Source organism: Sorangium sp. So ce295 (assembly GCF_051527405.1).
Classification (GTDB): Bacteria; Myxococcota_A; Polyangia; order Polyangiales; family Polyangiaceae; genus Sorangium; species Sorangium cellulosum_B.
In genome coordinates this window covers 1,484,541-1,511,250 of sequence record NZ_CP150324.1, presented here as the reverse complement: position 1 = coordinate 1,511,250, position 26,710 = coordinate 1,484,541, and the positions used below count along the sequence as shown (strand labels likewise).

At 68.6% G+C, this 26,710-nt stretch carries 26 protein-coding genes; 9 read left to right on the top strand and 17 right to left on the bottom strand.

Annotated features, from left to right (window positions below; genetic code table 11):
* The first annotated feature begins 47 nt into the window (after positions 1-47).
* Positions 48-1,055, top strand: coding sequence for a hypothetical protein (locus WMF11_RS05660; RefSeq protein WP_437976705.1), 1,008 nt, complete (start codon positions 48-50; stop codon positions 1,053-1,055).
* Positions 1,056-1,248: 193 nt separating this feature from the next.
* On the top strand, positions 1,249-2,088 hold the full coding sequence (locus WMF11_RS05655) for a hypothetical protein (RefSeq protein ID WP_437976704.1): 840 nt from the start codon (positions 1,249-1,251) through the stop codon (positions 2,086-2,088).
* A gap of 136 nt (positions 2,089-2,224) precedes the next feature.
* Here WMF11_RS05655 and WMF11_RS05650 read toward each other — a convergent pair whose 3' ends face one another.
* Positions 2,225-4,291 carry a protein kinase domain-containing protein gene (locus WMF11_RS05650; protein ID WP_437976703.1) on the bottom strand — a complete coding sequence of 689 codons (2,067 nt, stop codon included), beginning with the start codon at positions 4,289-4,291 and terminating at the stop codon, positions 2,225-2,227.
* Between the two features lie 420 nt (positions 4,292-4,711).
* Positions 4,712-6,181, bottom strand: a complete 1,470-nt coding sequence (locus WMF11_RS05645; protein WP_437976702.1) for a cytochrome c peroxidase — start codon at positions 6,179-6,181, stop codon at positions 4,712-4,714.
* Positions 6,182-6,468: 287 nt separating this feature from the next.
* Between WMF11_RS05645 and WMF11_RS05640 the strand changes: the two genes are divergently transcribed.
* Positions 6,469-7,512, top strand: a complete 1,044-nt coding sequence (locus WMF11_RS05640) for a sensor histidine kinase (protein WP_437976701.1) — start codon at positions 6,469-6,471, stop codon at positions 7,510-7,512.
* Positions 7,509-8,366 carry a LytR/AlgR family response regulator transcription factor gene (locus WMF11_RS05635; RefSeq protein WP_437976700.1) on the top strand — a complete coding sequence of 286 codons (858 nt, stop codon included), beginning with the start codon at positions 7,509-7,511 and terminating at the stop codon, positions 8,364-8,366. The genes WMF11_RS05640 and WMF11_RS05635 overlap by 4 nt, the downstream gene beginning before the upstream one ends.
* Here WMF11_RS05635 and WMF11_RS05630 read toward each other — a convergent pair.
* Complete coding sequence (locus WMF11_RS05630; RefSeq protein WP_437976699.1) at positions 8,320-9,501, bottom strand: FAD-dependent monooxygenase; 1,182 nt, start codon at positions 9,499-9,501, stop codon at positions 8,320-8,322. The genes WMF11_RS05635 and WMF11_RS05630 overlap by 47 nt on opposite strands.
* Before the next feature lie 205 nt (positions 9,502-9,706).
* Here WMF11_RS05630 and WMF11_RS05625 point away from each other — a divergent pair, with 205 nt between their 5' ends.
* The gene (locus WMF11_RS05625; protein ID WP_437976698.1) at positions 9,707-10,666 is read left to right on the top strand and encodes a TetR/AcrR family transcriptional regulator C-terminal domain-containing protein; all 960 of its coding nucleotides are present in this window, start codon (positions 9,707-9,709) and stop codon (positions 10,664-10,666) included.
* Positions 10,667-10,866: 200 nt separating this feature from the next.
* The gene (locus WMF11_RS05620; protein WP_437976697.1) at positions 10,867-11,427 is read left to right on the top strand and encodes a hypothetical protein; all 561 of its coding nucleotides are present in this window, start codon (positions 10,867-10,869) and stop codon (positions 11,425-11,427) included.
* Between the two features lie 31 nt (positions 11,428-11,458).
* On the opposite strand, the gene WMF11_RS05615 is transcribed toward WMF11_RS05620, so the two are convergent.
* A complete protein-coding gene (locus WMF11_RS05615) occupies positions 11,459-12,349 on the bottom strand; it encodes a LysR family transcriptional regulator (RefSeq protein WP_437976696.1) in 891 nt (296 codons plus the stop codon).
* 126 nt (positions 12,350-12,475) lie between these two features.
* Positions 12,476-13,381, bottom strand: coding sequence for a LysR substrate-binding domain-containing protein (locus WMF11_RS05610; protein ID WP_437976695.1), 906 nt, complete (start codon positions 13,379-13,381; stop codon positions 12,476-12,478).
* Between the two features lie 214 nt (positions 13,382-13,595).
* Here WMF11_RS05610 and WMF11_RS05605 point away from each other — a divergent pair, with 214 nt between their 5' ends.
* Positions 13,596-14,051: a DUF6640 family protein gene (locus WMF11_RS05605; RefSeq protein WP_437907394.1), complete on the top strand. Its 456-nt coding sequence runs from the start codon at positions 13,596-13,598 to the stop codon at positions 14,049-14,051.
* A 16-nt stretch (positions 14,052-14,067) separates the two neighbouring features.
* Positions 14,068-14,700, top strand: a complete 633-nt coding sequence (locus WMF11_RS05600) for a HupE/UreJ family protein (RefSeq protein ID WP_437976694.1) — start codon at positions 14,068-14,070, stop codon at positions 14,698-14,700.
* A 182-nt stretch (positions 14,701-14,882) separates the two neighbouring features.
* Here the strand turns inward: WMF11_RS05600 and WMF11_RS05595 are convergent, their stop codons facing one another.
* Positions 14,883-16,103: an FAD-dependent monooxygenase gene (locus WMF11_RS05595; protein ID WP_437910951.1), complete on the bottom strand. Its 1,221-nt coding sequence runs from the start codon at positions 16,101-16,103 to the stop codon at positions 14,883-14,885.
* Positions 16,104-16,187: 84 nt separating this feature from the next.
* Between WMF11_RS05595 and WMF11_RS05590 the strand changes: the two genes are divergently transcribed.
* Positions 16,188-17,144 carry a LysR family transcriptional regulator gene (locus tag WMF11_RS05590; protein ID WP_437976693.1) on the top strand — a complete coding sequence of 319 codons (957 nt, stop codon included), beginning with the start codon at positions 16,188-16,190 and terminating at the stop codon, positions 17,142-17,144.
* Positions 17,145-17,278: 134 nt separating this feature from the next.
* On the opposite strand, the gene pyrF is transcribed toward WMF11_RS05590, so the two are convergent.
* The 11 genes from pyrF to WMF11_RS05535 are packed head-to-tail and all read right to left on the bottom strand — an operon-like array spanning position 17,279 to position 26,709.
* On the bottom strand, positions 17,279-18,157 hold the full coding sequence (gene pyrF / locus WMF11_RS05585; RefSeq protein WP_437976692.1) for an orotidine-5'-phosphate decarboxylase: 879 nt from the start codon (positions 18,155-18,157) through the stop codon (positions 17,279-17,281).
* A gap of 11 nt (positions 18,158-18,168) precedes the next feature.
* Entirely contained in the window at positions 18,169-18,810 is a 642-nt protein-coding gene (gene tmk / locus WMF11_RS05580) for a dTMP kinase (protein WP_437907389.1), read from the bottom strand.
* On the bottom strand, positions 18,807-19,415 hold the full coding sequence (locus tag WMF11_RS05575) for a GTP cyclohydrolase II (RefSeq protein ID WP_437976691.1): 609 nt from the start codon (positions 19,413-19,415) through the stop codon (positions 18,807-18,809). The genes tmk and WMF11_RS05575 overlap by 4 nt, the downstream gene beginning before the upstream one ends.
* Entirely contained in the window at positions 19,409-20,098 is a 690-nt protein-coding gene (locus WMF11_RS05570; RefSeq protein WP_437976690.1) for an SDR family NAD(P)-dependent oxidoreductase, read from the bottom strand. The genes WMF11_RS05575 and WMF11_RS05570 overlap by 7 nt, the downstream gene beginning before the upstream one ends.
* Positions 20,095-20,979 carry a hypothetical protein gene (locus WMF11_RS05565; RefSeq protein WP_437976689.1) on the bottom strand — a complete coding sequence of 295 codons (885 nt, stop codon included), beginning with the start codon at positions 20,977-20,979 and terminating at the stop codon, positions 20,095-20,097. The genes WMF11_RS05570 and WMF11_RS05565 overlap by 4 nt, the downstream gene beginning before the upstream one ends.
* Complete coding sequence (locus WMF11_RS05560) at positions 20,969-21,661, bottom strand: hypothetical protein (RefSeq protein ID WP_437907381.1); 693 nt, start codon at positions 21,659-21,661, stop codon at positions 20,969-20,971. Before WMF11_RS05560 ends, WMF11_RS05565 begins: the two co-directional genes overlap by 11 nt.
* Before the next feature lie 22 nt (positions 21,662-21,683).
* Complete coding sequence (locus WMF11_RS05555; protein ID WP_437976688.1) at positions 21,684-23,015, bottom strand: hypothetical protein; 1,332 nt, start codon at positions 23,013-23,015, stop codon at positions 21,684-21,686.
* Positions 23,016-23,017: 2 nt separating this feature from the next.
* Entirely contained in the window at positions 23,018-23,476 is a 459-nt protein-coding gene (locus tag WMF11_RS05550; RefSeq protein WP_437976687.1) for an acyl carrier protein, read from the bottom strand.
* Positions 23,473-24,417 (bottom strand): nucleotidyltransferase domain-containing protein, encoded by a 945-nt coding sequence (locus tag WMF11_RS05545; protein WP_437976686.1) that lies wholly within the window; start codon positions 24,415-24,417, stop codon positions 23,473-23,475. Before WMF11_RS05545 ends, WMF11_RS05550 begins: the two co-directional genes overlap by 4 nt.
* A complete protein-coding gene (locus WMF11_RS05540; RefSeq protein WP_437976685.1) occupies positions 24,407-25,927 on the bottom strand; it encodes an AMP-binding protein in 1,521 nt (506 codons plus the stop codon). Before WMF11_RS05540 ends, WMF11_RS05545 begins: the two co-directional genes overlap by 11 nt.
* Positions 25,924-26,709, bottom strand: coding sequence for a glycosyltransferase family 2 protein (locus WMF11_RS05535; protein WP_437907371.1), 786 nt, complete (start codon positions 26,707-26,709; stop codon positions 25,924-25,926). Before WMF11_RS05535 ends, WMF11_RS05540 begins: the two co-directional genes overlap by 4 nt.
* Position 26,710: the final 1 nt, after the last annotated feature.

Genomic DNA, 26,710 nt, shown 5'->3' with positions numbered 1-26,710 from the left:
GTCCGTCCTCCTCTCTGCTGGACCTTGATAGGATCGACGCGAAGACAATGCCCGGACACGAAACCGGACAGGCCGCTCCCGCGGGCTTTTCCTGGGAGGATTACGTCGCCTGGCTCGTCGCGCAGCACGGCTCCTTGACCGCGGTCGCCGAGCGGCTCTCCTCCCTGCGTGGCTACGAGGACGACGTGACCTCGATCGAGCGCGCCCTGCGCCGGCTGCGGACGCGCGGCCAGCGGGACGGCGGGACGTGGGGGGCGCGCGCGCTCGCGGCCTTCGGCTTGCCGGACGCGCTCACCGAGCGCGCGCGCTGGATGGGCGCCTATCACTCGCGGTTCACCGATCTGCCCCTGCCCCTCGCCCAGGACCTCTTGCGCCTCTGGGATCGACCGCCGGTGAGCGAGGATTTGACCTCCCACGTCTTCCTCGCCCTCGCCCACGCCACCTGCGTGCTGCGCGGCGACGACCGCGAGGCCGGAAAGACGCACCTCGCCCGCATCCGGCCGCTGCTCGGAAAGGCCCCGCCCGAGGCGCGGGTGGAGGCCCTGCTCACGGAGGCCTTCGTGGCGAGCCGCGATGACGTCGCGCGCGTGCCCGGCCTGCTCGACGAGATCGAGCCGCTCTTCGAGCTGCCGATGCCCACCTGCGACCGAGCCTGCCTGTTCGCGCGGTGGATCGATCAACGCGCCTTCGAGCGGAACCGCTCCTGGGGCGGCAAGCAGCCGGATCCGGCGGCCGCGGAGGCGCTGTACCGGCGCATCCCGGAGGACGGCCCGGCCTTCGCGCGGTCGCGGCGGGCAAACGGGCTGGCGTATGCGCGGTGGAAGCAGGGGTTTCCCGAGGAAGGCGCGGCGCTCGCGCGCGAGGCGTGCCGGCACGCGGGGGACGGCGGGCACCTGCGGATGCGCGCGATGGCGCTGAACATGCTGGCGCGGATCGTGGGCGGCGACGAGGGCGCGGAGGCGAGGCGGCGAGCGATGGCGATCGCGAACGAGCTCGAGGACGAGGTGCTCAGGCTGCGGTTCGAGCGGCGGGCGGAAGCGGGAAACAAGCGCTGAGGCGGATCAAGCCGCCTTCTCGACCTCCTCCTTTTCCTTCCGGGAGACGGGCCGCACCCCGGCGAGGGAAGCGTCGGAATCGTGCCAGATGGCCCGCGACGCCCGGACGGCGCGCTCGTGCTCTCCGAGAGGCCTTTACGCAGGGCGCGACTTCGCCGATCCTGGTGGAATGAATTTACGTCTTGTTTCAGCTTTGGCTTTTGCTGTCGCGCTTCATGCATCCGGGTGTTCGGACGCCGGCACCGATCCTGGCGATTCCGGCGCCGGCGGCGGCGGCGGCGGTAACGGGGGCGCGGGCGGGGAGGACGACAACGGTCTCGGTGAGATCGCCGGCGTTGGCGGAGGGACCGGGCTCTCGACCGCGGTGAGCGTGATCATCACGGCCGACAATGCGTACGGCTTCGGCTACGGAACCGGCGACGGGCTCCTGAACTATTTCGGGGGCATCGAGAACACCCTCGCCGGCAAGATCTTCTCCTGTCCCATCGGCAACGGGCCGGAGTCGTACACCGTGCCAGCGGCGTCCGCGAACGCGGGGGACTATCTTTACATCATCACGTACGCCGACAAGTCCACGACACAGGGCGTGCTCGGCCAGTTCTTCCGCGAGGGGGCCGAGCCCGTCTTCACCGGCGACGGCGCGTGGGAGGTCTGCGCGACGGGCGAGGACTACGACCTCGGCTCGAACGGGCCGACGCTGGAGACCATCAACCAGTATATCGCGCGCTGCAACAGCGGTGATCTCGACCCGCAGACGACCAGCGCCGGCTGGGTGACCACCGAGGCGTCTGCGCACGGCCATGTGGCGTTCGGAGAGACGAACGACACGGAGCGCTCGGTCCCGGAGCCCGGCAATGAGTTCTCCATCGTCTGCGACATCGACGAGGAGGCTCGGTGGATGTGGTACGAGTGGGATCCGGACCGCACCGGCGGCAGCCCCTTCATGTGGCCTGGCAGCAGCGGCGGCAACCTCACCAAGGACTTCTTGATCTTCCGCCTGGGCGCCGAGTTCATCCCCGAGGTCCCGCGCTAGGCCGCCCTGAAGACGCAAGACCGGCAGTTCGAGCAGACCGCGCGCCTCGAGCTCGGCAACCTGCTGGGCCCGGGGAGGACTCGGGGGAGTCCTCCGCGGCATGTTCCATCGTGGTGGACCGCCCACGCTGTCCGAGTTACCGCGGCGCCTTCTTGACAATCTTGAATTCGACGCGCCGGTTCATCCGCCGGCCTTCCTCGGTCTCGTTGTCGCCGAGAGGCATGTCCGACCCGCAGCCCCTAGCGGTCAGACGATCTCCCGAAATTCCTCGTGCCATGAGTGCGGCCCTCACCACGTTGGCGCGCCTCGTGGACAGCGGCCCGTTCAACACCTGACCACCGATATCATCGGTATGACCCTGGACCTCGAGCTCGACGATCTCCGGGTGCGCACGAAGAAAACTGGCGATCTCGTCGAGCAACTCGTTCTCGCCGTTAGCCTGGTTGATGGTAGCCGTGCCGTAGTCAAACTGCATCCGCTTGAGCCGAAAGGGCAGCTTCGGGTTCGCAACATCTCTAGCAGCGTGGCTGGAGTGTCCCGCGTCTGTTAACACGGGCGCAGCGCCTTTAGCGGTGTCGCCGGGCTGTGGCCGCGACGCTGACAGCGCCGTGGTTTTCAACGCGGTACCGGTACCTTTGGCGGAGGGACGAGACTGCACCCGCTCCGCTTGCTGCCGCGCAGTTATCAGTATTTCTATCGCCGACTCCGTCCCGCCTACATCGGCCCGCGACGGATCTTGCGCAACCTCCCCCGCGCCGCGCTTCGGTGCCGCTGCGTGACGGAGTGCTTCGCAGAACGCGCCGACCCCAAGGAACCGCTCCGATGCATTGAATTGAGTGGCTCGCCGCAAGACGCTCCGAACCGCCTCGCTGCATGGGAGCTTCTTGAGCACCTGCTCTGGATCTCGGCCGCTGATCGCCGGCAATTCCGCCCCGTGGATGCAGAATATCGCCGTCATGCCGAGCCCATACACGTCCGCGCGTGCATCCGCGACCTGCGGCTGGTCGATGAGTTCCGGCGCCCCGTACAGGAACGAGCCAAGCGCGCCGGTCCTCGTACCCCCTGTGGTGTCGCGCGCCCGCACGAGGTCGAAGTCTGTGAGCCGCGGCATCCACTCCGTGTCCAGGAGGATGTTCGCTGGCTTCACGTCGCGGTGTACTAGGCCCCGCCCGTGCGCATGGGCGAGTGCTCCTCCGGCTCCCAACAGCACCGGTATCAACCGCTCCGCCGGAAGTCTCTTACCGAGCACCGCCCGGTTCAGATCCTGTCCGGCAACAAGCTCCATTACGAAATAGTACCAGCCGCCGTCAACGCCCCCCGTGTCGAGGATACGCACCACCCCGGGATGCTCGAGCTTTGCCATCGCACGCGCTCCTCGGAAGAATCTGTCTCGCCGACTTTCGTCTCCCGCAATGTCCGAGCGCAGGACCTTGATAGCGACCAGGTCGCCGCGCTCCTGATCGCGGGCCCGCCACACCGTCGCGAAGCCCCCACGGCCAATGGCTTCCAACAGCAAATATCGCCCGTCCCCGAGGTCGTCGCCGGGCCGGAGCTGGCCCCCCTCCCGCAGCTTCCGCTTGAGCTCGAGGATCTCCTCCTTCACCCCCAAGGTGCTCTCGCCCGCCTCCGCTAGCCTCGTGAGCCGCACCCGTGCCGCTGCCAGCTGCTCGCTCATCGCGCGCGTCGCCCTATCGGCATAACACGGGCTCGCCGTGCGAGCCCCTGAGGTCTTCGCCGCAACGCGCGCGGGCTTCACGTCGCCTGCCCCACGCTGCTCGACCGCCGCGCGGATTCCCTCGGCGACGTTCTTCCAGGCTTCATCCTTGTCGGACCAACGCGCGACCTCTGTTCCGCCCTCCGGCAGCGCTTTGAGCCCAGCGATGGGGTGGCCTTGCAAGTCACACGGGCGCACAAGGATCGGCACGACGCGCGCGCTTCCCGCCTCACTTCGTTCCATGGCGCGCTCCCACTCCTGTCTGCAAACGTCGGAGTGAACGAAATCGGCGCTCACGAGCAGCAGGATCACCTCCGCGGCCTCGAGCTGCGCCGCGATAGCCTCCTGCGGCAACTCATCTAAGTCGACGCAGCCGCGATGCCAGGCGCTCAATAGCTGCTGCTGCTTCAGCACAGCGATGTGCGTCTCAAGCTGCTTCAAGTGTAACTGATCTTCAGGCGCATAGGAGATGAAGATGTGCGTGGCCATCGCGCAGGGCACCCCCGCGATCAGCGACGTGGAATCCCCACCGTGATCGCTCCGCATCCGCCAGGCTAGCAGGGTCGCGCCTGTTCGGACGCGATAATCTCGACCCATGCCGGAGGTGGCCAGAAGCTGAGCCCAGCGCTCCCGACGTGGTACGAGGTGCGGATAAGTGGTCGCGCGGTGAGCTAACGCTGCCCTCACGGGTCCGCCCCATCGCCACGGTCATGGAGCTACCCGTCGCCAGGGTCCTACCGCCACCAGCCTGCGTACCGCCGTCTCGACCGGCTGGTCCGTGACGTCGCCCAGCGCCACGCGCACCACGCCCATCATCTCCTCGCGCGCCGGCCACGCGCGGGACTTCATCCCCGCCGCGACCCGCCCGCCGGCGAGCGCCCGCGGCGATGCCGGCGCGTCGCCGCGCTCTCACAGCCGCTTCAGAAAGGCCACCAGGTCGCTCTTCTGATCGGCGGTCAACGCTTCCGGAGGGCCGATATCCCCATCATCGTCCGGCTCCTTCTCCCCAGGCAGGGTGAGGGATGGGAATCTGGAGAGCAGGTGGTCGCTGTAGACCTCGACAACCCTCTCCAGGGTGTCCGCGGCGTTGTCGTGGAAGTAGGGGGCAGTCTTCCCTATTCCACGCAATGTTGGCACATCGAACGCCTCGAAGTCGTTGGGGCTCCCGGTGACCATGGAGCGACCCGGATCGGCAGAAAAAAGTTGTAGCCCGAAGTTCGGCCCCGCGACGGGGTTGCCATCGCTGTCCAGATCGTCATTGAGGCCCGCGGGGTCGCCATCGCCGCCCGAACCGTCATCGAAGCCCGGCGGGGGAGTCGGAGGCAGGTCCGCGGCTATCTCTCTTCGAGAATCGTCCGTGTAGAACCGATACCGGTAACGTGGAAAGCTCACATCTCTTGTAAAGACATGCGAATCAGGGTCCAGCTGACCCATGAATGTTTCGTATGCCGACCCGATATTCAAAAATTCGTTCTCGGGTTGAGCGGCGAGCACCGGGGTCGGAGGTGCTGTAGCTGGCACTTCATAAAGCACGGTCCCGTCGGGCTTGATAACCGGGAAGGCCAGATCGTGAATCTCCCGATCCACGATGGTCGCCTGGTTGCCGCCCCCATGGCACGCCGCGCAGATGGCCTTATAAACCTCTCGTCCCCGCTCCTCCGACTGAGTGAGATCGAGCTCGTCCTCCACGTCGGGCGCGCTCTCCGCGGCACCGCCGCCGGCGAGAACCTCCGCGACGTTTCGCGCCCGGTCCGAGGAGAAGACTTCGCGCTCGAACGCGGCGATGCGCTCGAGCTCGCTCCGGGGAGCCTCGCCGCCTTCGCTGTGCCCGGTGATGGCCCCTTGGGCTTGTTCTTCGAGCGTCTCCACGCGTCCATCCAGTTGAAAAGGCGCGGTCAACGCGGAGTCAGCGATGGAGGGCACCCCGCGCCACACGAAGAGCTTGCGATCGCCGGGTGTGATCACGTTGCCATCCTCGTCTATCAGGTCCACGTTGTCGGGCAACGTGAGCCACACACGGACGAGGCCCTTTTTGAGGTGTTCGAAGGTGAGCTTTTCGGCCGTGGGGTCGTCGGCGTCGATCGCGTTGAACAGCGGGTCGTCCGGGTTCGTCTCCAGCAGCCGCGTCACGTGGGCGGGTGTCAGCGTGAAGCTGTCCTCCGGTACGTGGCAGGTGGCGCACGAGCGGCCGTTGGAGCGCGGAAAGGGCGTGCTGAAGAGCTGCTCTCCCGTGAGGTCCTCTCTGCTCGTGCTGCTCGCGCCACAGGCGCTCGTCGCCATCAGCACGACTGCGGCCCAAGGCCAAGGGCGGGTCACGAGCCGGCCTGGACGCGAGCCGCCGGACGGCTCGCGCTCTCTGCGGAATGTGTGTTGGGTCATGGTTCGTCCGTCTGAGCGAGTGGGATTGATGAGCTGGCTGGGTTTCTCAGCTCTCCCATCTGGCGCGCGGCTCTGCCGTGCACTTCCGACGAGCCGGGTGCTGGTTCCGACGAACCGTCGCTCCGCGCGCACGAGCCGGTGAGCGCTCGTTTGCGGCCCTTCTTCGCTTGGTCGTGCGAGCGGCGAATGTTGTGGACCGTCTCCGCGAATGGTAGCTTTCCCTCATGGAAGGCTCTGCTCCGCGCGCGCCGCTGACCCTCCATACCCGGCGACGTTGGCTCCTCGGCATGGCCTCGGCCATCGGCGTCGGGGTGCTCCAGACCGCCCCAGATCTCGGCGGCGAGGAGCACATCGCGAGCATCGTCATCAGCTTCTCGCTCTGGCTGGTCGCGGCGCCGGTGGTGCTGCTCGCCCTCGCCGCCGCCTTCGAGCGCTGCGTCGAGCGCCATTTCAGCCCGACGAGGTTGCTGGTCGTGAGCCTCCTCGTGGCCGTCGTGATCGGGGCCCTGTTCGCGCTCGCGTTCGTGCTCGTCTTCGAGGGGCTCCTCGGCTTCGAGCTCGACGAGAAGGGGCCGCTCTCCCCACCGCTCGTCGCGGGGTTCGGCGCCATGATGGGGCTCGTGCTCGCCGGCATATGGGGCCTCGTCTTCGTGTCCCCGCACGTGACCGAGCAAGCCCAGCGCCGCGCGCTCGAGACGGAGAAGCTCCGCCTCGAGGCGGAGCAACTCCGGGTCTCGGCGGAGCTCGCGCGCTTGCGCTCACAGCTCGAGCCGCACTTCCTCCTCAACACGCTCAACACGATCGCGGGGCTCGTCGTGCAGGATCCGCGCGAGGCGCGGCGCTTGATCGGGTCACTCGGAGACCTGCTCCGGGGCTCGCTGCAAGGGGAGGACGAGATGCAGCCGCTGGACCAGGAGATCACGTGGCTCAGGCGTTATGCGGAGATCCTCGAGTCACGCCACCGTGACGCCCTGCGCTTCGACTGGGACATTCCGGCCGGCGTCGGCGGCGTGCTGCTGCCGCGGCTCTTGCTGCAACCCCTGGTGGAGAACGCGGTCCAGCACGGCGCGCTGTGCCGCGCGGGCGGCGGGCGGGTGACCGTGCGGGCGGCGCTCCATGAGGCCGGCACGTCATCGAAGCTCGTATGTACCGTGACGGACAACGGGCCCGGTCTCCCGGCGACCGAGCCGCGCTCGGGCGCGCTCGGCCTCCACACCGTGCGCCGACGACTCCAGCTGAGATGCCCCGGATCACAGCTGCGCCTGTCGTCGTCGAGCGAAGGAACCGCTGCGGTCGTCGAGGTGCTGATGACTCGAGGAGCGACGGCATGAGCACGGAGAGCGGCGCGAAGCTACGTGCGCTCGTCGTCGAGGATGAGTGGGCGGCGCGCGACTACCTCGTCGAGCTCCTCGAAGGCTCGAACCTCGCGCAGGTCGCGGGCGCCGTGTCGTCCGCGGGAGAAGCACGGGAGCTCCTCCTCGGAGAAGGGCGCCGCGCCTTCGATGTGGTGTTCCTCGACGTCCGCCTCTCCGGCGGTCGCAACGAGGGTCTCGACGTCGCGCGCGAGCTCGCGGCGCTGCCGGGCGCTCCGTTGCTCGTGCTCGCGACCGCGTTCCACACGCATGCGCTCGAGGCCTACGATCTCGGCGTCTCCGACTACCTCCTGAAGCCCTTCACCGAGCAACGTGTCGAGCAATGTATGAAGAGGCTGCGGGCGCGCGACCCGCGGCCGGAGCGCGCGAGTCCGCTGCGGATCGCCGCGCGGCGGAACAAGGGTCTCGTGCTGTTCGACCGAGACGAGGTCTGGGCGTTCGAGGCGGCGGAGCGCTTGACGCAGGTGCACACCTTGCACGGCGCCTTCGACATCGACCTCTCGCTCGCGGCGATCGAGTCGTCCTTCGGGCGGTCCTTCGCGCGAGTGCATCGCAACTGGCTGATCAACGTGGCGCACGTCAAGGAGCTCACGCGGGAGGGCGAGACCCGCGTCTGGGTGGGCGACGGCCTCGCCGCGCACGGTCGCGGTGTCCACGTGCCGGTCGCGCGTGAGCGCGCGCAGCAGGTGCTCGACCTGCTGCTCGCAAACACCGCTGGGTTGCGCCGCGGAAACGAGCCCACGCGATCGAGACAATGCGAGGAGGTCACCCCGGGTACGCGGGGAGCACGAGGTCGCTGGCGGCGCTCGTGACCATCTTCTCGAACCAGCGGGCGAGCGGGCGCGAGGTGAGCGCCCGGTACATCGCGTTGCGCAGCGCGAGCTGCACGCGGGTCGGCGGGGCGAAGAACGAGCCGACGTGCTTCGCCCCCTGCTGGCAGCGCCGGGCATATCGACGGATCCGCGCTTCGTAGCGCTGGAACGCGGCGCGATGGTCTCCCTTCGCAACGGCGAGCTCACCCGCGAGCACATACGCGCAGACCACGGCGAGGCCGGTCCCCTGCCCTCCGATGGTGCCGCCGTAGCCGGCGTCGCCCAGGAGCACGACGCGACCCCGCGAAGTGCGATCCATGTCGATCCACCCCACGGCGTCGAAATACAGACTCGGACTCTGCCTCATCGCCTCGAGCAGACGCGGCACCTCCCACCCCATCCCCGCGAACCGCTCGGCGAGGATCGCCTTGTGCTGCGCCACGTCGCGCGGATCGTGGTCGAGCGGCCTGGAGGCGAACATCAGGAGCGCCGTCGCCTCCTCGGGGCGGCGGGCGCTCGCGACGCTGGCGGCCCGCCCCGGCTCGCTGAAGATGAGGCCCTGGTGATCGAGGCCGAGGTGGTTCGGCGCGGCGAACGTCGCCACGTAATGGCCGTGGAAGCGCAGGAACCTCGACTCGTCGCCGAACGCGAGCGCGCGCACGCGGGAGTGCAGCCCGTCGGCGCCCACGACAAGGTCGAAGCGCCTCGGCCGGCCGCGTTCGAACGTGACGTCGACGCCGTCGGGCGTGTCGGTGAGCGAGGCGATGCTGTCGCCGAACACGAACTCGGCCGCGTCCTTCGCGGCCTCGTGGAGGATGCGGCTGAGGTCGCCGCGCTCGATCTCCACGTCGCCGCTCGCGAACGCCGCGGGGAGCGTGACGAGGCGCCGGCCGGCCTCGTCCACCATCGCGAGATCCCGCATGTGGGTCTGATGCTGTCGAATCGCGTCGAGCACCCCCATCTCGCCGAGGACGCGCAGGTGCGTCGGCCCGCGGAAGTCCACGGCGTTGCCTCCTGCCCGCAGGGCGGGGGCGCGCTCGACCACGGTGGGGGTGAACCCGCGACGCGAGAGCCAGTAGGCGAGCGCGGGGCCTGCGATGCCTGCGCCGGAGACGAGAACGGTGCCATTCGACATGGGGACCTCGGGGGGAAGCTTGCGTACGACGTACGCAACCGACCGCGTACGGCGTACGCACCAGCATGGCGACGACGGCGGCGCTCGGCACCCCGCGAACGGCGCATTGGCCGAAATTCTAGGCTAGAACAGCTGCGGTCGCGGACTGCGTCCCGGCAACCATCCCGCGCGCTTTCAACCGACCATCTGTGCTAGTACAGTCACCATGGCTCCGGTGAAGCGCGGCACGTCGACGAACCGCCGCAAGTCGGCCGACGGACCGCCCTACCTGCAGATCGCGAACGACTTGCGCGCGCGCATCGCGTCCGGGCGCCTCCGTGCGGGCGATCGCGTCCCTTCGACGCGCCAGATCGTTCGCTCCTTCGGCGTCGCGCTCGCCACCGCCACCAAGGCGCTGTCGATCCTGCGCCACGAGGGGCTCATCCGATCGGTCCCGCGCTCGGGCCACGTGGTGGTCGAGGGCGATCGCGCGGCACGTGACCCGTCCGAGCGAGGCGGCGCCTTGACGCGCGAGCGGATCGTGCAGGTCGCCATCCGGCTCGCGGACGACGAGGGGCTCGACGCCCTCTCCATGCGCGGTGTCGCCGCGAAGCTCGGCGTGCCGACGATGTCGCTTTACCGTTACGTGGAGGGGAAAGAGGCGCTCGTGCTCCTCATGATCGACGCGGTGTTCGGCGAGCACCCGCTGCCTGGATCGCCTCCTCGCGATCTGCGCGAGGCCCTGATCCGCGCGGCCCGCGCGCAGTGGGCGCTGTACCGGCGGCACGGATGGCTCGCGCACGTGCTGCCGCTCGCGCGGCCGGTCGCGCTGCGCAACGTGATCGCGCACGCCGAGTGGATCCTGCGTGCCATGGAGGCCCCCGGGATCGACGCGGCGACCCGGCTCGAGGCGCACATGACGCTCTACAGCTACGTTCGCGGCGTCGCCGTGAACCTCGAGTCGGAGCGAGAGGCCGAGGCCACCACGGGGATGACCGAAGCGCAGTGGCACGAATCGCAGGGGGCCGCGTTCCTGGCGATCGCGACGTCGGGGCCGTATCCGAGCTTCGCCAGGCTGCTGGACGAGCTCTCGGGCGGGTACGATTTCAACCTCGATCGCGTGTTCGAGTTCGGCCTCCAGCCGATGATCGACGGCCTCATGAAGACATTGCGGCCGCGCGAATGAACGGGCCCGCGGCGCAAAGCGCGCGATGAGCGAGCGGGCCGCCGCCGTGAAGGCGTAGCGCCGAGGCCTCGACCCGGCAGCCGAGGCGTTCACCAGGGCGAGGGGGGCAGTAACTACCCCCGTGTCGGTGCGTGCATTTTTGCACGGGCCTGGGCGCACATTGCGAATCGACGGTTCGTCCGCCGGCGGGTACCAAAGCATTGCAACGACAGCAGGGCAGGCCCCGCGCCCCCCGCCCCTTCGCGGGGGCGCGCGCCGCCCCGACCCGTTCAGGGCGCCGTCCTCCCACGTACAACAAGGTATATAACGCGTCGGCTGGCTGGTGGCCCTCCCAGACGGGCTGGCAGGGCCTCGGCGGCAAGCAGTTCGCCGAAACCCCGGTCGTCGATTCGTGGGGCGCCGGCCACCTCGACATCGTCGGCCGCGGCGCCGACGGTCGCGCGTACAACAAGGCCTGGGACGCGTCGGGTTGGTCGCCCAGCCAGACCGAGTGGTATGACATGGGCGGCAACCTCGCGGGGCCCCCGTCGGTGGTCTCGTCGGACGTCGGCCACCTCGAGGTCGTCGCCCGGAGCACTGACGGTCGATTGCTTTACAAAGAGTGGAGCGCGGGCAGCTGGTGGCCCGGGCAGACCGAGTGGGCGACGCTCGCCGTCGACGCCGGCGGCGATCCCATCATCGTGAGCTCGGCCCCGGGCAGGCTCGATGTCTTCGTCGTGAGCTCCGACGGCACCCTCTGGCACCGTTCGCGGGACCTTTAACCCCGAATGGCCCCGGGCAGGGCGCCGCTCGTCAGCGGCGCCCTGGGGTCCCGAGGTGCCCGCGCAACGCCTCGGTGACGAGCTCGATGACCGCCCGCACCGGCTCGGCGAGGGGCGCCTCTTTGCGGTACACGATCGAGAGCCGGCTCTTCCCGAGGCTCTCGCCCGTGAGCCGCCGGAGCGAAGGCTCGAGCGAGGCGAGCAGGCAAGGCAAGATGGCGATGCCCATGCCCGCGACGCAGGCGGCCAGAAGGTCGCTCACCTCGCGGTACCGCATCAGCACGCGGGCGCCTTCGCTGCGCTCTTCGAGCCACCGGGCCAGAGGGGCGTTGCTGACGCCCGCCTCGAAACCCAGCAGATCGTGCCCCCGGAGGTCGCACGAGCCGGCCGAAGCCGGGTGCCGCGCCAGGTAGGCTTCCGAGGCATACAGCGACCAATCCAGCTCGCCGACCTTCCTGGCGATCAGATCGTCGCCGTCGACCGTGCCCGAACGCAGCGCGACGTCGGCCTCTCCCTTTCTGAGGTCGGCCGGGCGGCTACCGCTGAGGATCTCCAGGACGATTTCGGGGCGGGCGGCCTGGAAGGCGCCGATGTGCGGGGCGAGCAAGCGGCCGAAGGCCGAGGGGGTGGCCAGCTTGACCCGGACGGTTTGCGAACGCACGGCCGCTTGCACCGCGAGCGCCGCCTGCTCCATTTGCTCGAGCAGCGGCGCGACCGTCTGGCCTATCGCCGTGAGCGAGAGCCCCTCGGGGCCGCGCGTGAGCAGCGGGGCGCCCAGCGCCGTCTCGAGCGCCACGAGCCTGCGGCCTACCGTCGAGTGCTCGACGCCCAGCGAGCGCGCCGCGCCAGCCAGCGTTTTGGCCCTCACCGCGGCGAGGGCGTAGCGAAGGTCGTTCCAGTCGAGGTCTGACGGCTTGGTCACGAGAGGTAGAGCTTAGCCCAGTGTGCCTCCAGGTGGAACGCCATGAGGCTGGCCGGCGCGGACAGCGCCCCGCCCATCGCCAGCCGAGGGTGCAGGAGGGTCATGACGACATCGACGAAAGGGAGCCTACGACCGTGAGGTGGCCCGATCCGAGGAGACGGAGGCTAGCTTCACGAAGGCGCGTACAGCGCCGGCGGTCTCGTCAGCGCGGCCGATCAGGTGCAGCTCGGCGAAGACGTTCTTCGGCGCGACGAACGGACGATAGACGACGCGGGGAACCTTCACCTGAATCAGCGGTTTTGGAGCCAGCGCCACGCCCAGGCCTGCGCCGGCCAACGACAGCATGCTCAGGGTGGTGTCGGCGCGGTGGACCCGGCGCGGCTCGCGTCCTATCAAGAGGATCAATCTCTTCAGCACGTCGCCACCGGCCTCTTCCGATGGGAACATGATGAGCGGCTCTCCGGCGAGCATCTTCGGCGTCACGCGCCTGTGCGCCGCGAGCGTGTGCTCCTCTGCCATCGCGACCACCAGCGGCCAGGCGCCGATCGGTTGGACGCTCAACCGCGGATCTACCTTGAGGGCGAACGCCGAGCAGTAGCCGACGTCAACCTCGCCGGTCAACACGGCCTCCGCCTGCCTCGAAGGTGGCATCTCGCGCAGCTCGATCTCCGCGGCAGGATGGGCTTTGCGGAACGCTCGCAGGTGGTCCGTCATCTTGCCAGTGAGGATCGCGTTGCCCGCGTAACCGATGCGAACTTTGCCGATGTCGCCGCGCAGCGATTGCTGGACGATCGCCTTGGCCCGCTCCGCCTGGGCGACCGCCCGCTGCGCCTCGACGACCAGCAATGCGCCGGCTTCGGTCAGCTCCACGCGCCGACTCGTCCGCACGAACAGCGCGCCGCCGATCTCGCTTTCGAGCGCCCGAATCTGCATGCTCAGCGCCGGCTGAACGATGTGCAGTCGCTGCGCGGCGCGGCCAAAATGGCGTTCTTCGGCGACGGCCAGGAAATAGCGGAGGTGTCGCAGGTCCACGACATTCGACCGTACCACGAATCAATCAGAAGATCAAATCGATCGATTGGATCAATATATTGTTATTCTGGTGAATGGGCGGCTATGGTCTTCCTGGCCGGCGCGCCCGCCACCTGCTGGCCAATGCCGATAGCCAACGGAGTCACCGGTGTGCGGGGAATGGGTGGCTCGTCACAGCGGATCGATCGTGCCCGCCGGTCAGGAGCCTATCACCATGAACCGAAGTACCCTGGGAAGAGTCGTCCTCACGTTCGCGCTGGCGAGCGGCGCCATCGTCGCTGTCGGCGTGGACTGGAATAAAACCCACCTGTTCAACCCTGCATGGCATGAGCATGCGCGCTTTCATGGCGCCCTCATGCTGCTCATCCTGTGTGGCGTGACGATCGTCGGATTGTGGATGGTGTGGCGGCGGTCCATGGAGCCGCAGGTCGGGTTCAACGTGGCGGCCTGGATCGTCGTCATCACCTGGACGCCCTTCTTCTACATTACGTGGCTCATCCCGGGGACCAGCCTGCTCGCGGGCCCCGACGTGCCGCTCCCGGTCGTGGCGGGCATCCCGCTCTACCCGAACGTGATCATCGCAGGTACCGAGCTCTTGCTCGCGGCGCTCGCCTACAAGCTCTTCCACAGCGATCCTGCATCGACGGCAGCGCGCGTGGCGAACGCCTGACGAGGAGAGGCGCTTCATGAAATCCACGATTCAGAAGACGATGGGATGGGCTTCATGTCCCGGCGCGCGCGCCCTGCTCGTCGCCACGCTCGTCTCGTGGCCCTCCGTGAGCTGGGCGCACCCGGGCGGCGCCGATGCGGGATTTCTGAAGGGCCTCTTCCATCCGGTGTTCGGCGCGGACCACCTGCTCGCGATGGTGAGCGTCGGTGTCGTCAGCTCGCAGCTCGGCGGAAAGCACCTCCTCCGGATCCCCGCCACGTTCGTCGCCGCGATGCTGGTCGGCGGCCTCCTGGGGATGGCGCGATGGCCCATGCCCCTGGGTGAGCTTTGCATCGCGGCGTCGGTCGCGGCGCTCGGTCTCGGCATCCTCACCACGACCCGTGGCTCCTCACCGTTCCTGCTCTCCGGATGCGTGGCGATGTTCGGTGTCTTTCACGGACATGCCCACGGCCTGGAGATGCCTCATGCGGTCAGCCCGGCGCTGTATGCCATGGGCTTTCTGCTGAGCACGACCGTGCTTCATCTCTGCGGTCTCGTCCTCGGCGAGCTCGCCGCCGGTCGAGAGTCCCTGTCGCGGGGGCTGCGCTACGCCGGCGCCGCCGTGATGGGGACGGGGATGGTCCTTCTGGTGCGCGGGACCGGCATCTGACTGGAAGCGGCTCGCCGCGACGGATGAAGCTCGTCGCCATGGTCACTGAGCCCCGGAACATCGCCCGCTTCCTCTCCGCGCTCGGCGAGCCGACCGATGTTCCAGCACGCTCTCCCATCGTCCACGCGGCGGCCGCCGTACTGGAATCCTGGTGGACGTCCAGAAAGATCGCAGGCCCCTGACTACCGCCGCTTCGGATGGGCATCGCCGTCGCCGCCATCGTAGCTCTTGAAATCGAACGGCAGCGTCAGCGCTCCGAAGTCCGGGATGCTGCCGGCGGGGGCGGTCTGCCCCTCGTCGGTCGGTTCGTCAGGCTTTGCGTTCTGGTCCAAAGCGATGTCCTGATTGCGGATCACATAGGCGCGCAGGGCGTCCTCGTACGCGGCGATGCCACCCACCAGATCATCCTCGTGCCTGGCGAGCTCACTGGCCAAAACGTAAGCGCCGACCATCGCGACCGAGGTGGCCTGCCCCGTACCCAGAGAGACGGCGTAGCCAGCATCGCCGACCAGCACGATCCGCCCGCGTGACCAGCTGCTCATGCGGACCTGGCTCAGCGAGTAGAAATGGAAGTCGGTCGCGCGCAGCATATGCTCCACGATCTGCGGAATGACCCAGCCTGCGCCTGCGACGCGGTCGGCGAGCAATCGCTTCTGTGCGTCGATGTCGCGGGAGTCGTGGTCGATCCCCTTCGGCGCGTTGAAGCCGAGATAGGTCCTCGCGTGGACATCCCTCCGCAGGCCCATGACCAGCGCGCCGACGGAGTCCGGCTGCCGGTACATGACCTGCCAGCGCTCGAGACCGAGGAAGTTCGGCATGCCGAACGTCGCGACGTACAGGTCGCCGAAGGCGCGGATGAACTGCTCATCGGGGCCGAAGGCGATCCGCCGCACCCCCGAACCCAATCCGTCGGCGCCAACCACCAGCTCGAAGCGGCGAGGCGCAGCCTTGAGGAACGTGACGTCGACGCCCGACTCGTCCTGGGTCAGCGACGTGATGGAATCGGCGAAGAGGTACTCGACCCGGGGGCCCACGGCCTCGTGAAGCACGTGACACAGGTCGTCGCGCAAGATCTCGACGTCGGGGCTGTCGAGCCGGCCGCCTGTCAAGGTGCTCTCCGTGCTCCGAAAGATCTCCTGACCGGCCGAGTCGACCACAGAGATGCCCGTCAGCCTCGTGCTTCGATCGCGAAGCGTGGCGAGGATGCCCATCCGCTCCGCGACCTCCAGGGCCGGCCCCCGAACGTCGAGCGCGTGCCCGCCCGGGCGTAGATGCGGCGCACGCTCGACCACCGTGACCGCGAAGCCGTGGCGGGCGAGCCAATAGGCGACGGTGAGACCGGAGACGCTGGCGCCGGAGACCAGCACCCGGGAGGCGGGACGCGTCGGGATCGTCGAGTTCATGGCGAGCACGGTATGTTTCTCGAACCGAGCCGTCCAAGACATTGATCGCACGGCTATGATGCCTGTAGGGTAACGGTCGAGACCATGGAGCTCCGACACCTGCGCTACTTCGTCACGATCGCCGAGGAGCAGAGCTTCCGCCGAGCCGCCGCCAGGCTCCACGTCTCGCAGTCTCCATTGAGTCGGCAGATGAAGGACCTCGAGGAGGAGATGGGCGTCGAGCTCTTCGCGCCCGAGGGACGCGGGATCAAGCTCACGGCCGCCGGGAAGTCCTTCGCGGAGAGAGCCAGGAGCATCCTCGCGAGCGTTGACGCGGCCGTCGACGAAGCCAAGGGAATCGCCGAAGGCAGGCTCGGAACCGTGGTCATCGGCTTCGAGACGGGCACGACCTTCATGGGCTTGTTCTTGTCCCTCGTCGCGGCGTTTCGTCGGCGAACGCCCCGCGTCGGCCTCCAGCTTGTCCCCATGAGCAGCCTGGAGCAGTGGACGGCGCTGCGGCAGGGGACGATCACCTTCGGCTATGGGGCCTACGCGCCCGAAGACGACGCCCTCGGCCACCTCGAGATGACCCGCGATCGACTGGGGCTGCTGCTCTCCCCTGAGCATCGGCTCGCACGGCTCAAGAAGATCCGGCTTCGAGATCTCGAGAGCGAGCGCGTGCTGCTCCAGCCGCGTCAGCTCTATCCGAAGCTCCACGCGGACATCATCACGGCGGCGCGCGCACAGGGCGTGACGCTGCACGTGACGGCGGAGGTGCTCGACCTGGAGGCGCTCATGGCCCTGGTCGTGATCGGCGACGCGGTCACCTTCCTCTCAGAGAAGTTCTGGGAGCTGGCTTCGCAGACGTCGTTGCTGTGGCGGCCCGTCGAAGATCTCCACATCGATCTGAGCGAAGTCGTCACATGGCGCGCGGAGGACGACGGCGCGCCCATGGTGCGAGCGCTGATCGAGGCCGCGCGAGAGGTGAGCCCGCTCCTGCAGCACGCCGCAGACCGCGCGCGCTCCCCCAGGGCCGCCGGGCGAAAGCGCAACGAGCGCTGAGGCGTTTTCCCGGGCGGTCACGAGAGCAACACGCGTCGCCTCCGCGCCTGGGCGGCTGCTTTGCCCGTGCGGAGGTCGACATCACCGGCGCGCTGCAGCGCCTGCTGCCCTGACCTGCCTCCGAGCGGAGGGCCTCAAGCAGCCCGGTGGGCAACCACGGTGTCGATGAGCTGCCGGGTCGACGACCGGACCGCCTCTTCGCTCCAAGCCGCCGCGCCGCCGAACCGATCCGGGAACGTGAGTGCCCTCGAGCTCGACAGCAGCGCGCCGAGCCCATCAGGCCGGCGAAAGCGAACGAGGGTGTCGAGGGAGCCCCCCTGGGCACCGATGCCCGGCACCAGAAACCACGACCGCGCCCCCGAGCTGCGTAGCGCCTCCGCCGTCCCGGGGAAGGTGGCGCCCACGACGAGGCCGAGGCTCGGCTCTTCGGCCTGATCGTAGCGCGCTACATGCTCGGCGACGAGCTGGTACACTGGCTTTCCGTTCACGGTGGCGAACTGGAGATCCCGGGCGCCGGGGTTCGACGTCTGCGCCAGGACGAACACCCCCTTGTGGTTCGCAAGAGCCACGGAGAGGAAGGGCTCGATGGCGTCCCACCCGAGGTAGGGGCTCACCGTCATCGCGTCGCACGGGAGGAAGGCTCTCGGGCCCAGGTACGCCTCCGCGTAGGCCGCGGAGGTCGACCCGATGTCGCCGCGCTTGGCGTCGATGATCACCAGGAGGCCCCGGGCGGTCGCGGAGGCGGCCACCTTCGCCATGGCGTGCACCCCGTCCCCCCCCAGCACCTCGAAATACGCTGACTGCAGCTTTACCACCGGGACGAGATCCCCGACCGCGTCGAGGATGGCGAGGCAGAACCGCTCGACGGCGGCGCTCGGCCCGCCTCCGCTCAAGAACGCCGGAGGGATGAGATCCAAGCTTGGATCGAGGCCGACCACCACGGGATTGCCCAGGCGCCGCACCTGACTGGCCAGCCTGACACCAAACGAGACGACTGTGGATTGATTCTCCATGACCCCCCCTATCACAGGATCGAGCCCCACCGGCGCTGGATCTCCTCGGCGATCCTGACCGAGAGGACATCCGCCGACAAACCGGCGTCGAGCACCAGGAACGATTCGTCCCGGCACTCGAGGAACGTCTCCCGGACAAGTGTCATGAACTCGATCCTCCGCTCCTCGAATTTCGTGATCTTCCCCTCCCGGCACAGTACGCGGCTCCTGGCCTGCTCCGCGGAGAGATCCAGCAGCAAGGTAAGGTCGGGGATCCGCACCCCCTCGTTCGCACGCCGAACGAACGCGAGGTCGACCCTCCGCGCGCGAAAGAACGCATACGAAGAGTATACATACCGGTCACATAGCACCCAGGCGCCGCGCTCCAGGGCCGGGCCGATCACGGTTGCAAGGTGCTGCCGCCTATCCTCGGCAGCCAGAATACACAACTCCTCCATCCCGATGCTCCCGTCGCCTCGCTCCAGGTAGGCACGGACCCGCGGGTCCTCGCGGTAGTGGGACGTCGGTTGACGCGTACAGAGCACGCTGGCGCCCCGCGCGCGCAGCATGCTCTCCAGGGCTCCGAGCTGGGTCGTCTTGCCGCACCCGTCAAGCCCCTCGAAGGCGATCAGCTTTCCACTCGCTACATCCATGTCCGGCCGGTCGTTACTCATGGTCCGGCATCTCCCGACAGGAACCGATCCCGGAAGCGATAGAAATCCGCGAGGCGAGGCTCGGGTGACCGCAGCCCGACGACCTCCACCGCCTCGATGCCCTCCTCTACAAGAGCGCCCCTCTTGGCGTCGTTGTCCGAGAGCAGGCGAGCCCTCCGGACGCCAAGCCATCGCGCCGCGAACGCCTGGCTGCGGAATTGCCGCAGGTCACGCGTCGCGAGGTATCGGCCCTCGAGGCCGCTCGAGGCGGTCCCGTCGGACCCGAGATAGGCGCGCAGCTTCGAGACGAGGCCGTGACCGCGCCCCTCGTCCGTCGGAGTGTACACCAGCGCGCACGACTCCTCGGCCTCGAACATCCTCAGCGCCTCGGCGAGCTGCCAGATGCAATCACAGCGCTGGCAACCGAAGAGCTCGGAGGTCAGGCACGCGGAGTTCAGCCGCAAGAGGCAGATGGATCCCGGCCCCACGCCCCTGTACAGGCACAGGTGCTCGCTCTCGCGCCCAGCCACGTCGCGCAGCCGGATCGCAGCGGACAGGAAGCGCCCGTGCGGCGTCTCCATGGGAACGTCCCGCACGCAGTCGAGGATGACGTGCTCGTTCACCATGTCAGTCCATTGCTCACGTTGAGGTCGGCGCCGCTCATGTAGTGAGGGCGCGTCTCGACGAGCCAGAGGATCGCCGCCGCCACCTCCTCCGGCCTCGCGGCCCTCTTCAGCATGGTTCTCGAGATGGCCATCTCTCTCCGCTCCTCCGGCTGTGCGCGGGACATCGCCGTATCGACGATCCCGGGAGACACACTGAACACGCTTGGCCCGCGCCCCGTCAGGTTGAGGGCCAGGCTCCTCGTCAGGCCCAGGATGCCGGCCTTCGAGGCCGAGTATCCGGGATCGCGGCTGCCGATGTGGCCGGCCGCGGAGCCCACGAGCACGACGACGCCCCGCGGATCCTCCGCCGATGGATCGAGCCACGCCCGGACGAGCGCGAACGGGCTCACGAGGTTCATCCGGAGCACGGAGGCGAACGAGTCGACGGTGCACCCGTCGAGAGTCGAGGCGTCGTAGCGCGCGGCGCACAGGACCAGCGAGTCGATGGATCCGAGGGCGGTCCGCACGGACGCGATGAGCGAGCCCGCCCCCTCCGTCTCGCTCAGATCACACTGGACGTAGCAGTCCGCCTCCTGCGGCTGGTTCCTGTCCGCTACGGCCACCCGGTGCCCCCGGACGCGGAGCCCCTGCACGACAGCCTGGCCAATGCCGCCCGAGCCTCCCGTCACGAGCACGTTGCTCACACGACCCACCTTTCGTCGTCGAGCAGCCCGTCGCCCGACGTGCGCCCGCGCAGGTGCACCGGAGGTACCTCGTGCTCCGCGAAGCGGGCCACGTACTCCTCGAGGGTCGTTCCGAGCTCGTCCCGGGCGGCGACGCCGCCGAGCAGGTACTCGGCGACCGCCGCCGGCCCGCAGAGATGGGCGCCGGCCAGGACGCCGGACAGGTCCGCGCCCCGCCTGCGCAGGCTCTCATCGAGCGTCGCTCCGGCGGCCGCGAGTACCTCCTCGAGCGCGCAGAGGTTCCGCTCCAGGAGCTGACGGACGAGGAGCTCCTGGCTCGCAGGTGACATGCAGTCTTCGTACGTCCAGATGCCGTGGCGTCCCGTGAACGTGCCCGCCCAGGTGTTGACGTCTGTCGCCCAGATCAGCTGTCCCTCCACGCGCTGGAGCCCCGCCCGCCGCCCGGCAGCCCAGCAGCTGGCCGGGACGGCGCCCGAGTAGAGGCAATCGACATCGATCCCGCGCCCTTGGTGATCCACGCGCACGCGCCGCGGACGGTAGACACCGAGGCTCACGAGGGCCGCTTCGCCGAACTGGTATCCGAAGAAGCCGAGCGCGTTCACCGAGCGGTACTGCATCGAGGCCAGGCACCCGGGATCCCGGGGATCGAACAGGTCGGCGACGCCGAGGCTCGCGAAGTACTGTTGAACGGTCATCTGCTCGATGATCAGCGCGCCGGTCCGCGGATCGCGGCGGCACCGCCCCGGGCGCTCGACCGCCATCGACCGGAGGACCGGCTCGTGCAGGTTGCTGCGGTACCAGGCGTGGCGCCGTAGATCGACGCCCGACTCGACCGCCAGCAGCGCCGGCAGGAGCGGCTTCGAGAGCCTGTCAAACGGCATGGCTCCTCTCGATCACCTCGAGGAGGGCGCGCTCGACCTCGCGCGGCTCGAGCGTGCGCCCGGAGGTGGTCCCGTCGCACGATCCCCCTGTCTCCGGGTCAGGCCGCATGATCACCCGGGAAAAGCTCCGCCGCGGGGGACCCGTGAGCACCAGGGTCGCCGCGAAGCTGCTCGGCGCCGGTGTCCGGTGGAGCTGGGTGTGCTCGATCCAGTGCGTCCCGCCGGGGGTCACGGTATACTCGCAGGTGAGGCGCAGATCGCAGCGCGCGAGCTGCGCGCACTGCTTCACGCCCCGCAGGTCCGCGTCGGTGAGGTCGCGCGCGAACCAGCCTCCGCCCGCCGCGGGCACCTGCTCGAAATTGGAGAAGCTCAACCGGCCGGCCAGCACGAGGGAGGAGAGATTCCACCTGTGATTGTGCACGGAGGACGTCGACGGCTGTCGGGCGGGCTTCCAGACATGAACGCGGATGGATGTCCCGGTCTCCGGATGGCGCCACAGAGAGATCTTGAGAAAGCCGTTGTTGTGGGCATGGGATCGTCCGGCGGGACGGCTCTCGCGCCTCGACCAGGCGAGATAGCTCTCGAGGAGACGGAGCGCCTCGCCGCGGCTCGCGAGCTGCTCTAGAAGCGCGCGGTGCTCGTCCTCCCGGGCGCCGATCTTCGAGATGAAGTGTGCAAACATCGATCCCGGCATGTCCGCACTTTCAGGAGACATTTTGTATAAGGCCGTCGCTGGCCTCCCGCTCGGACCACGAGGACACGAGCTCGCCGAGCATCGCCTCCAGGGTCTCCTTGACCTCGCCGGACGTGCGCGTCCCGGCGCGGACCTCGCGCGCGAGCCCGAAGCAGAGCTCGTTCACCGCGCGCTTGTGCCAGCCGGCGAGCGGCGCCGATAGCCGAGGATCCGGCATTACGAAGGACGCGGAGCCCGGCCAGAGCACCCCCCCGATACACAGCCAGGAGTCCGACACCGTGCTCGCCAGGGGATTGTGAAATTCGGCCCGGACGTTCACGTGGCCGAAATCAAACATCTGAGCGACCCGCCCGCCCGCGTCCACGTCCCGGGTCAGCTGGATGTTGATCCGCTCGATCCGGAGATCGCCTCGATCGCCCTTGAACTCTCGAAGGCGGCGCAGGTCGTCAGCGTCGAGCGCCAGAGTGATGTCCCGTCCACTGCTCGTCACGCTGAGCTCTCCGTCCTTCTCCTCGATCGTCAGGCAGTTGCCGTTGTTCACCGAGGTCAGGCCGTACGAGCGCAAGAGGAGCTCGATGAACGTGCTCATCGCCTCCGCGTTGCTGCCGCTCGCGGGGATGCTCGAGCCCCCGGGCGGACGGCGATGCGCTCTGCGCACGTGTACCCCGGCGGGGCCGGTACCGTTCCAGCCGTTCACGATGTCGAAGCCGAGATCCAGGACCGCATACACCGGGACCGTCGAGAGCGAGGGCACCGTCCTCGTGAAGATGGCGTCGACCAATCGCTTGAGGAGGTAGTCTCCGAGCGCCACGCCGAGGTATTCCAGGCCGCTCCCGTAGGGACCTGCGTGAGGCCGCGTGCCGGCCGCGACCCCTACTCCCTTGAGGTCCAGGAGCCCCCCTCGCTCCTCGCCCTGGCACGACCAATCCGCGGCGCGGATCTCGTCGAGCGCCACGATCGCCGATCGACCGTACCCGGGCGGCCGGTGGCAGGGCAAGGCAGGTCCGGTCGTGACGATCTCCGAATTGACCACGTTCTGCCCGAGCTGAGCCTCGGAGATGAGGCCGGCGTGCTCGACCAGCCACCGGTCGACCATCGCGCTCATCGCCCGCCGCCGCTCGTCCTCGGGCAGGCTCCCCAGAGCCGGGAAGCGACGCAGCAGGGCGGCGTCGGATAGCTCCGGGAAGTCGTGCTGCAAGAGCCGGTAGTCCGCGAGGGCCACTCGAGCCGATGACAGACGTCGAACCGAATCCGGGCGGATCTGCGCCTCATCGAGCTGCTCGATCGAGGTCAGGACAGGACCGACGGGCGCCGGAGCTCCGGAGGATACTACCTCCCCCATACCTACGCCTCCTCCGGGCGCCCGGGCACCGCCGGGGCCCAGGGGACCTGCATCGAGAGCAGGATCGCGAGCGCCAGCGTCTGCTTCGGCTGCGGGTCGACCCCGAACGGCCGGTATCCCAGGAGCTCCGAGGCCGCGCGCCCGGACCTGTCGACGGCTCGCTGGTGCGCCGGGAGGGCCAGGAGACCCGGCGGGACCTCGGGAGAAGCGCCCCCACGACCGGGCTCGTCCGGATGATCTGCGGCGAGGACCGCGCGAACGAGCCTCTCGAACGTCGGGTGCGCAAGGAACGACCTGTATTCGAACGCGAGATCCAGCTCCTCGCACACCCGGGCGACCAGGTTGATCACCCCCATCGAGTCGCCGCCTGCCTTGTAGAAATCATCCTCGTCGCGAACGACCGGGACCGACAAGACGGACTTCCAGATGGCCGCAAGCCGGCCGACGGTCGCCTCGCTCATGGTCGCCCTCCGCTGATGATCCGCGGCCGGGCAACGAACGGCGAGACATCCAGCGCCAGCCGGAACCGCAGGTTCGAGTCGAGCACGCGCCGAACATCCCCGACGAGCTCCTCTACGCGCGTCAGGTAGCCGAGGACTTCCTCGGGGGCGGCGACCGGAAAGAGCAGCTCGCGGCCACGCACGGCGACCGGCGCGGGCAATCGGCCGCGCTCGACGCCCGTCATGTCGCTCCAGCGGCGCTCCAGGAACCTCAGCCACTTCAGCCCCAGGTAGCTGTAGCCGCGACTGGCGAAATAGGCCTCGAACGCCTTCTCGACCGAGTGGCGCCCCATCGCGAGCGCGAGCCAGAAGCTGTCCTCGGCGGCGACCCGGGCGTCGACGAGGGAACGGTAGGACGTGATCATGGACTGGACAGCACAGTGGATATCGAAGCTCTCGTCCGGCAGATCCACCACCGCCGACGGCCACGCCTCGGGGCTCAGCGGCCACGCCCTGCGGAGCCGGGCCAGGAGCTGCCGCTGCTGGAACGAGAGCGCCACGCGGGAGGTCTTCAAGAGCCCAAGGAGCTGCGATAGCTTCTCGGTCAGGAGGAACTGGACATCCATCTCGACGTTCGAGCTGCGCACCACCGCCGTCGCGATCGCGAGCTCGTCCGAGCTGGCATAGTTGCCTGCAAAAAGCACGTGAGGCGTGCCGGCTCGTGGCATACGGAGGCAGTCCGGCGATCTCAGCAGGACCAGCAGATCGATGTCGGAGGCTTCCGTGGCGATCCCGAGGGGGATCGACCCGCCGAGCGCGATGAGCACGATCCCGGCGGGATCCACGAAGTCCGACAGCACGGCGTCGATGGTGCGGCCGGTCGCCGCCTCGAAGCGGGACCGGAACACGGCCGCGTCCGAGGCGGCATGCAGCCTGTGGCCAGAGATGGTGTCAGTCTCCATAGCGTTCGCTCATCGATCCATCCGCTTGCAGCATCTTCGCGAGCCGGACACGGTCGACCTTGCCGCTGGAGGTCCGCGGCAGTTCTCCGAGCGGGACGAACCGGCGCGGCACCATGTGAGGAGGCAGCTCCTCGCCGCACATACGCGTCAGGTCGCTCGCGGAGCAGGCGCCCTCGACGAAGGCCACGATGCCCGACACTCGGCCGTCCGCCTGCGCCACCGGCACGACCGCCACGTGGGCCCGCGTGAGCGCGCGGAGGTGGCTCTCCACCTCGAGCAGATCGATCCGGAAGCCGGACATCTTGATCTGCTGATCACGACGGCCGACAAAGAGCAGGCCATGATCGGGGGAGAGCCGCACCACGTCGCCGGTACGGTACCACACGCCCGCGGACGTGTCGTCGAAAGCGGCGGCTGTAGCTACCGGGTCGCCCCAGTACCGCCCGGCCACCTGGTCGCCCGACAGGAGCAGTTCCCCGCGCCCGTCCGGATGTCCATCCAGCGGATCGATCCGGACACCCACGCCCGGCAGCGGTGCGCCGATCGGCACGATCCGCAGATCCTCCGGGAGCCCCCCCGTGTACCGGAACCAGGTCACGCAGACAGTCGCCTCCGTCGGGCCATAGAGATTGACGAGCTCCGCGCCGGGGGCGAAGCACCGCCAGGCGTCGGCGAGCGAGACGGGCAACGCTTCTCCACAGAAGAGGGAACGGCGGAGGTGCCGCAGCATGCCTGTCCGGACGGCGCGCATCGAGACCATCGCGGCGGCGAGGGTCGGGACGGAGCTCCAGATGGTGATCTTCTCTTGCTCGCAATAGGGAGGGAGCGCCAACTTCTCCTCGGCCGAGGGCACCGCCACACAGCCTCCCCCGTGCCAGGTCGGGAAGATCTCGCCGACCGAGAGATCGAACGAGAGGTCGGCCGCCTGCAGGACCCGGTCCGAGGGCTCGACGGGCAGGACCGCGCTCAGGGCATTGACGAACGAGACGGCATGGTGGTGGGAGATCGGCACCGCCTTGGGAATCCCCGTCGAGCCAGAGGTCAGGATCAGGTACGCGAGCCCGGAAGCTCCGGCGGAAGCCGTGGTCGCCGGACGCAGATCGACCAGATCGAGCGCCTCTCCTTCGACCGAGACCTGCGGGCGCACGGCGTCGTCGAGGTCGAGGGCAGCGCGCAGTCGGCCGCGGAGCTCCGGAGCGCAGAGGACCGCTGCGAGCGTCGCCTGACGCACCTGTGCGCCCAGCCGCTTCGGGGGCTCCCTGAGGCCCAGAGGAACGTAGGCATTGCCGCTGGACAACACGCCGAGCATCGCGGCGAACATCGCGAAGCTCTTCTCCCCGAGTAGGCCGATCGGCACCCCGGCGAGACCCACGCCGGTGAGCGTATCCGCGATCCGACGTTGTGCGGCTTGGAGCTCGTCGTACTGCCAGACGCGCCCGGCCACGGACAGGCATGGTCGCCCGGGGAATCGCGCGGCCGCGAGTTCGAAGCAGTCCTGGATGCGGCTCATAGGGGATCTTGGCCGGAGAGACCGACGGCAAACCGCAGCTTGTCGCGGAGGTAAGGATGGGCGTCGAGGACGGCGGCCATCCTCTCCAGGACGACCCCGCACTCGTGGAGGCGGGCGCTGTCATGTTCCAGGCTCGTGAGCCGGGGGTCCTCGTGGCAGTGAACCGTGACGTGCACTCCCGGGACGACGGTGGGGAGGTATCCATGAGACAGGAAGCGCAGGAACCACTCCGTGTCCTCCACCAAGCGGAGATCCTCGGAGAAGCCGCCGACCTGCGCGAAGCACTCACGGCGGACGGTCACGCCGTGGCCGAGGCCGATGGACAGGAACGCCAGAAGCAGGCTGCGCTGATCGCGGATCCTCGGCGCGAAGTCCCTGACCCGAGACGCCCGCGGGTCGTCCGAGTTCGAGGGCTTGAGCAGGACCCCCGTCCAGCAGAGCCCGACCGTGGCAGGCGCCTCGGCGAGCGCCGCGGCTGCACGGGCGAGGTAACCGGGGTGGAATTCGTCGTCATCGTCGAGGAAGGCCACGAGCTCGGAGGTGGCCGCGCGGAGCCCCGCGTTCCTGGCGACCGCTGGCCCCGCGTTCCGCTCGAGCCGGACCACGTGGATGCTCGGATCCAGCGCCCGCAACGCGGAAACGTAGTCGAACGAGGAGGCGTCGTCGACGAGGATGATCTCCCGGGCCGCGCTGCTCTGAGCAAGGACGCTCCGCACCGCCCTGTGCACGAGCTGTGGACGGTCACAGGTCGGAATGATCACCGATACTCGAGGATCGCTCATC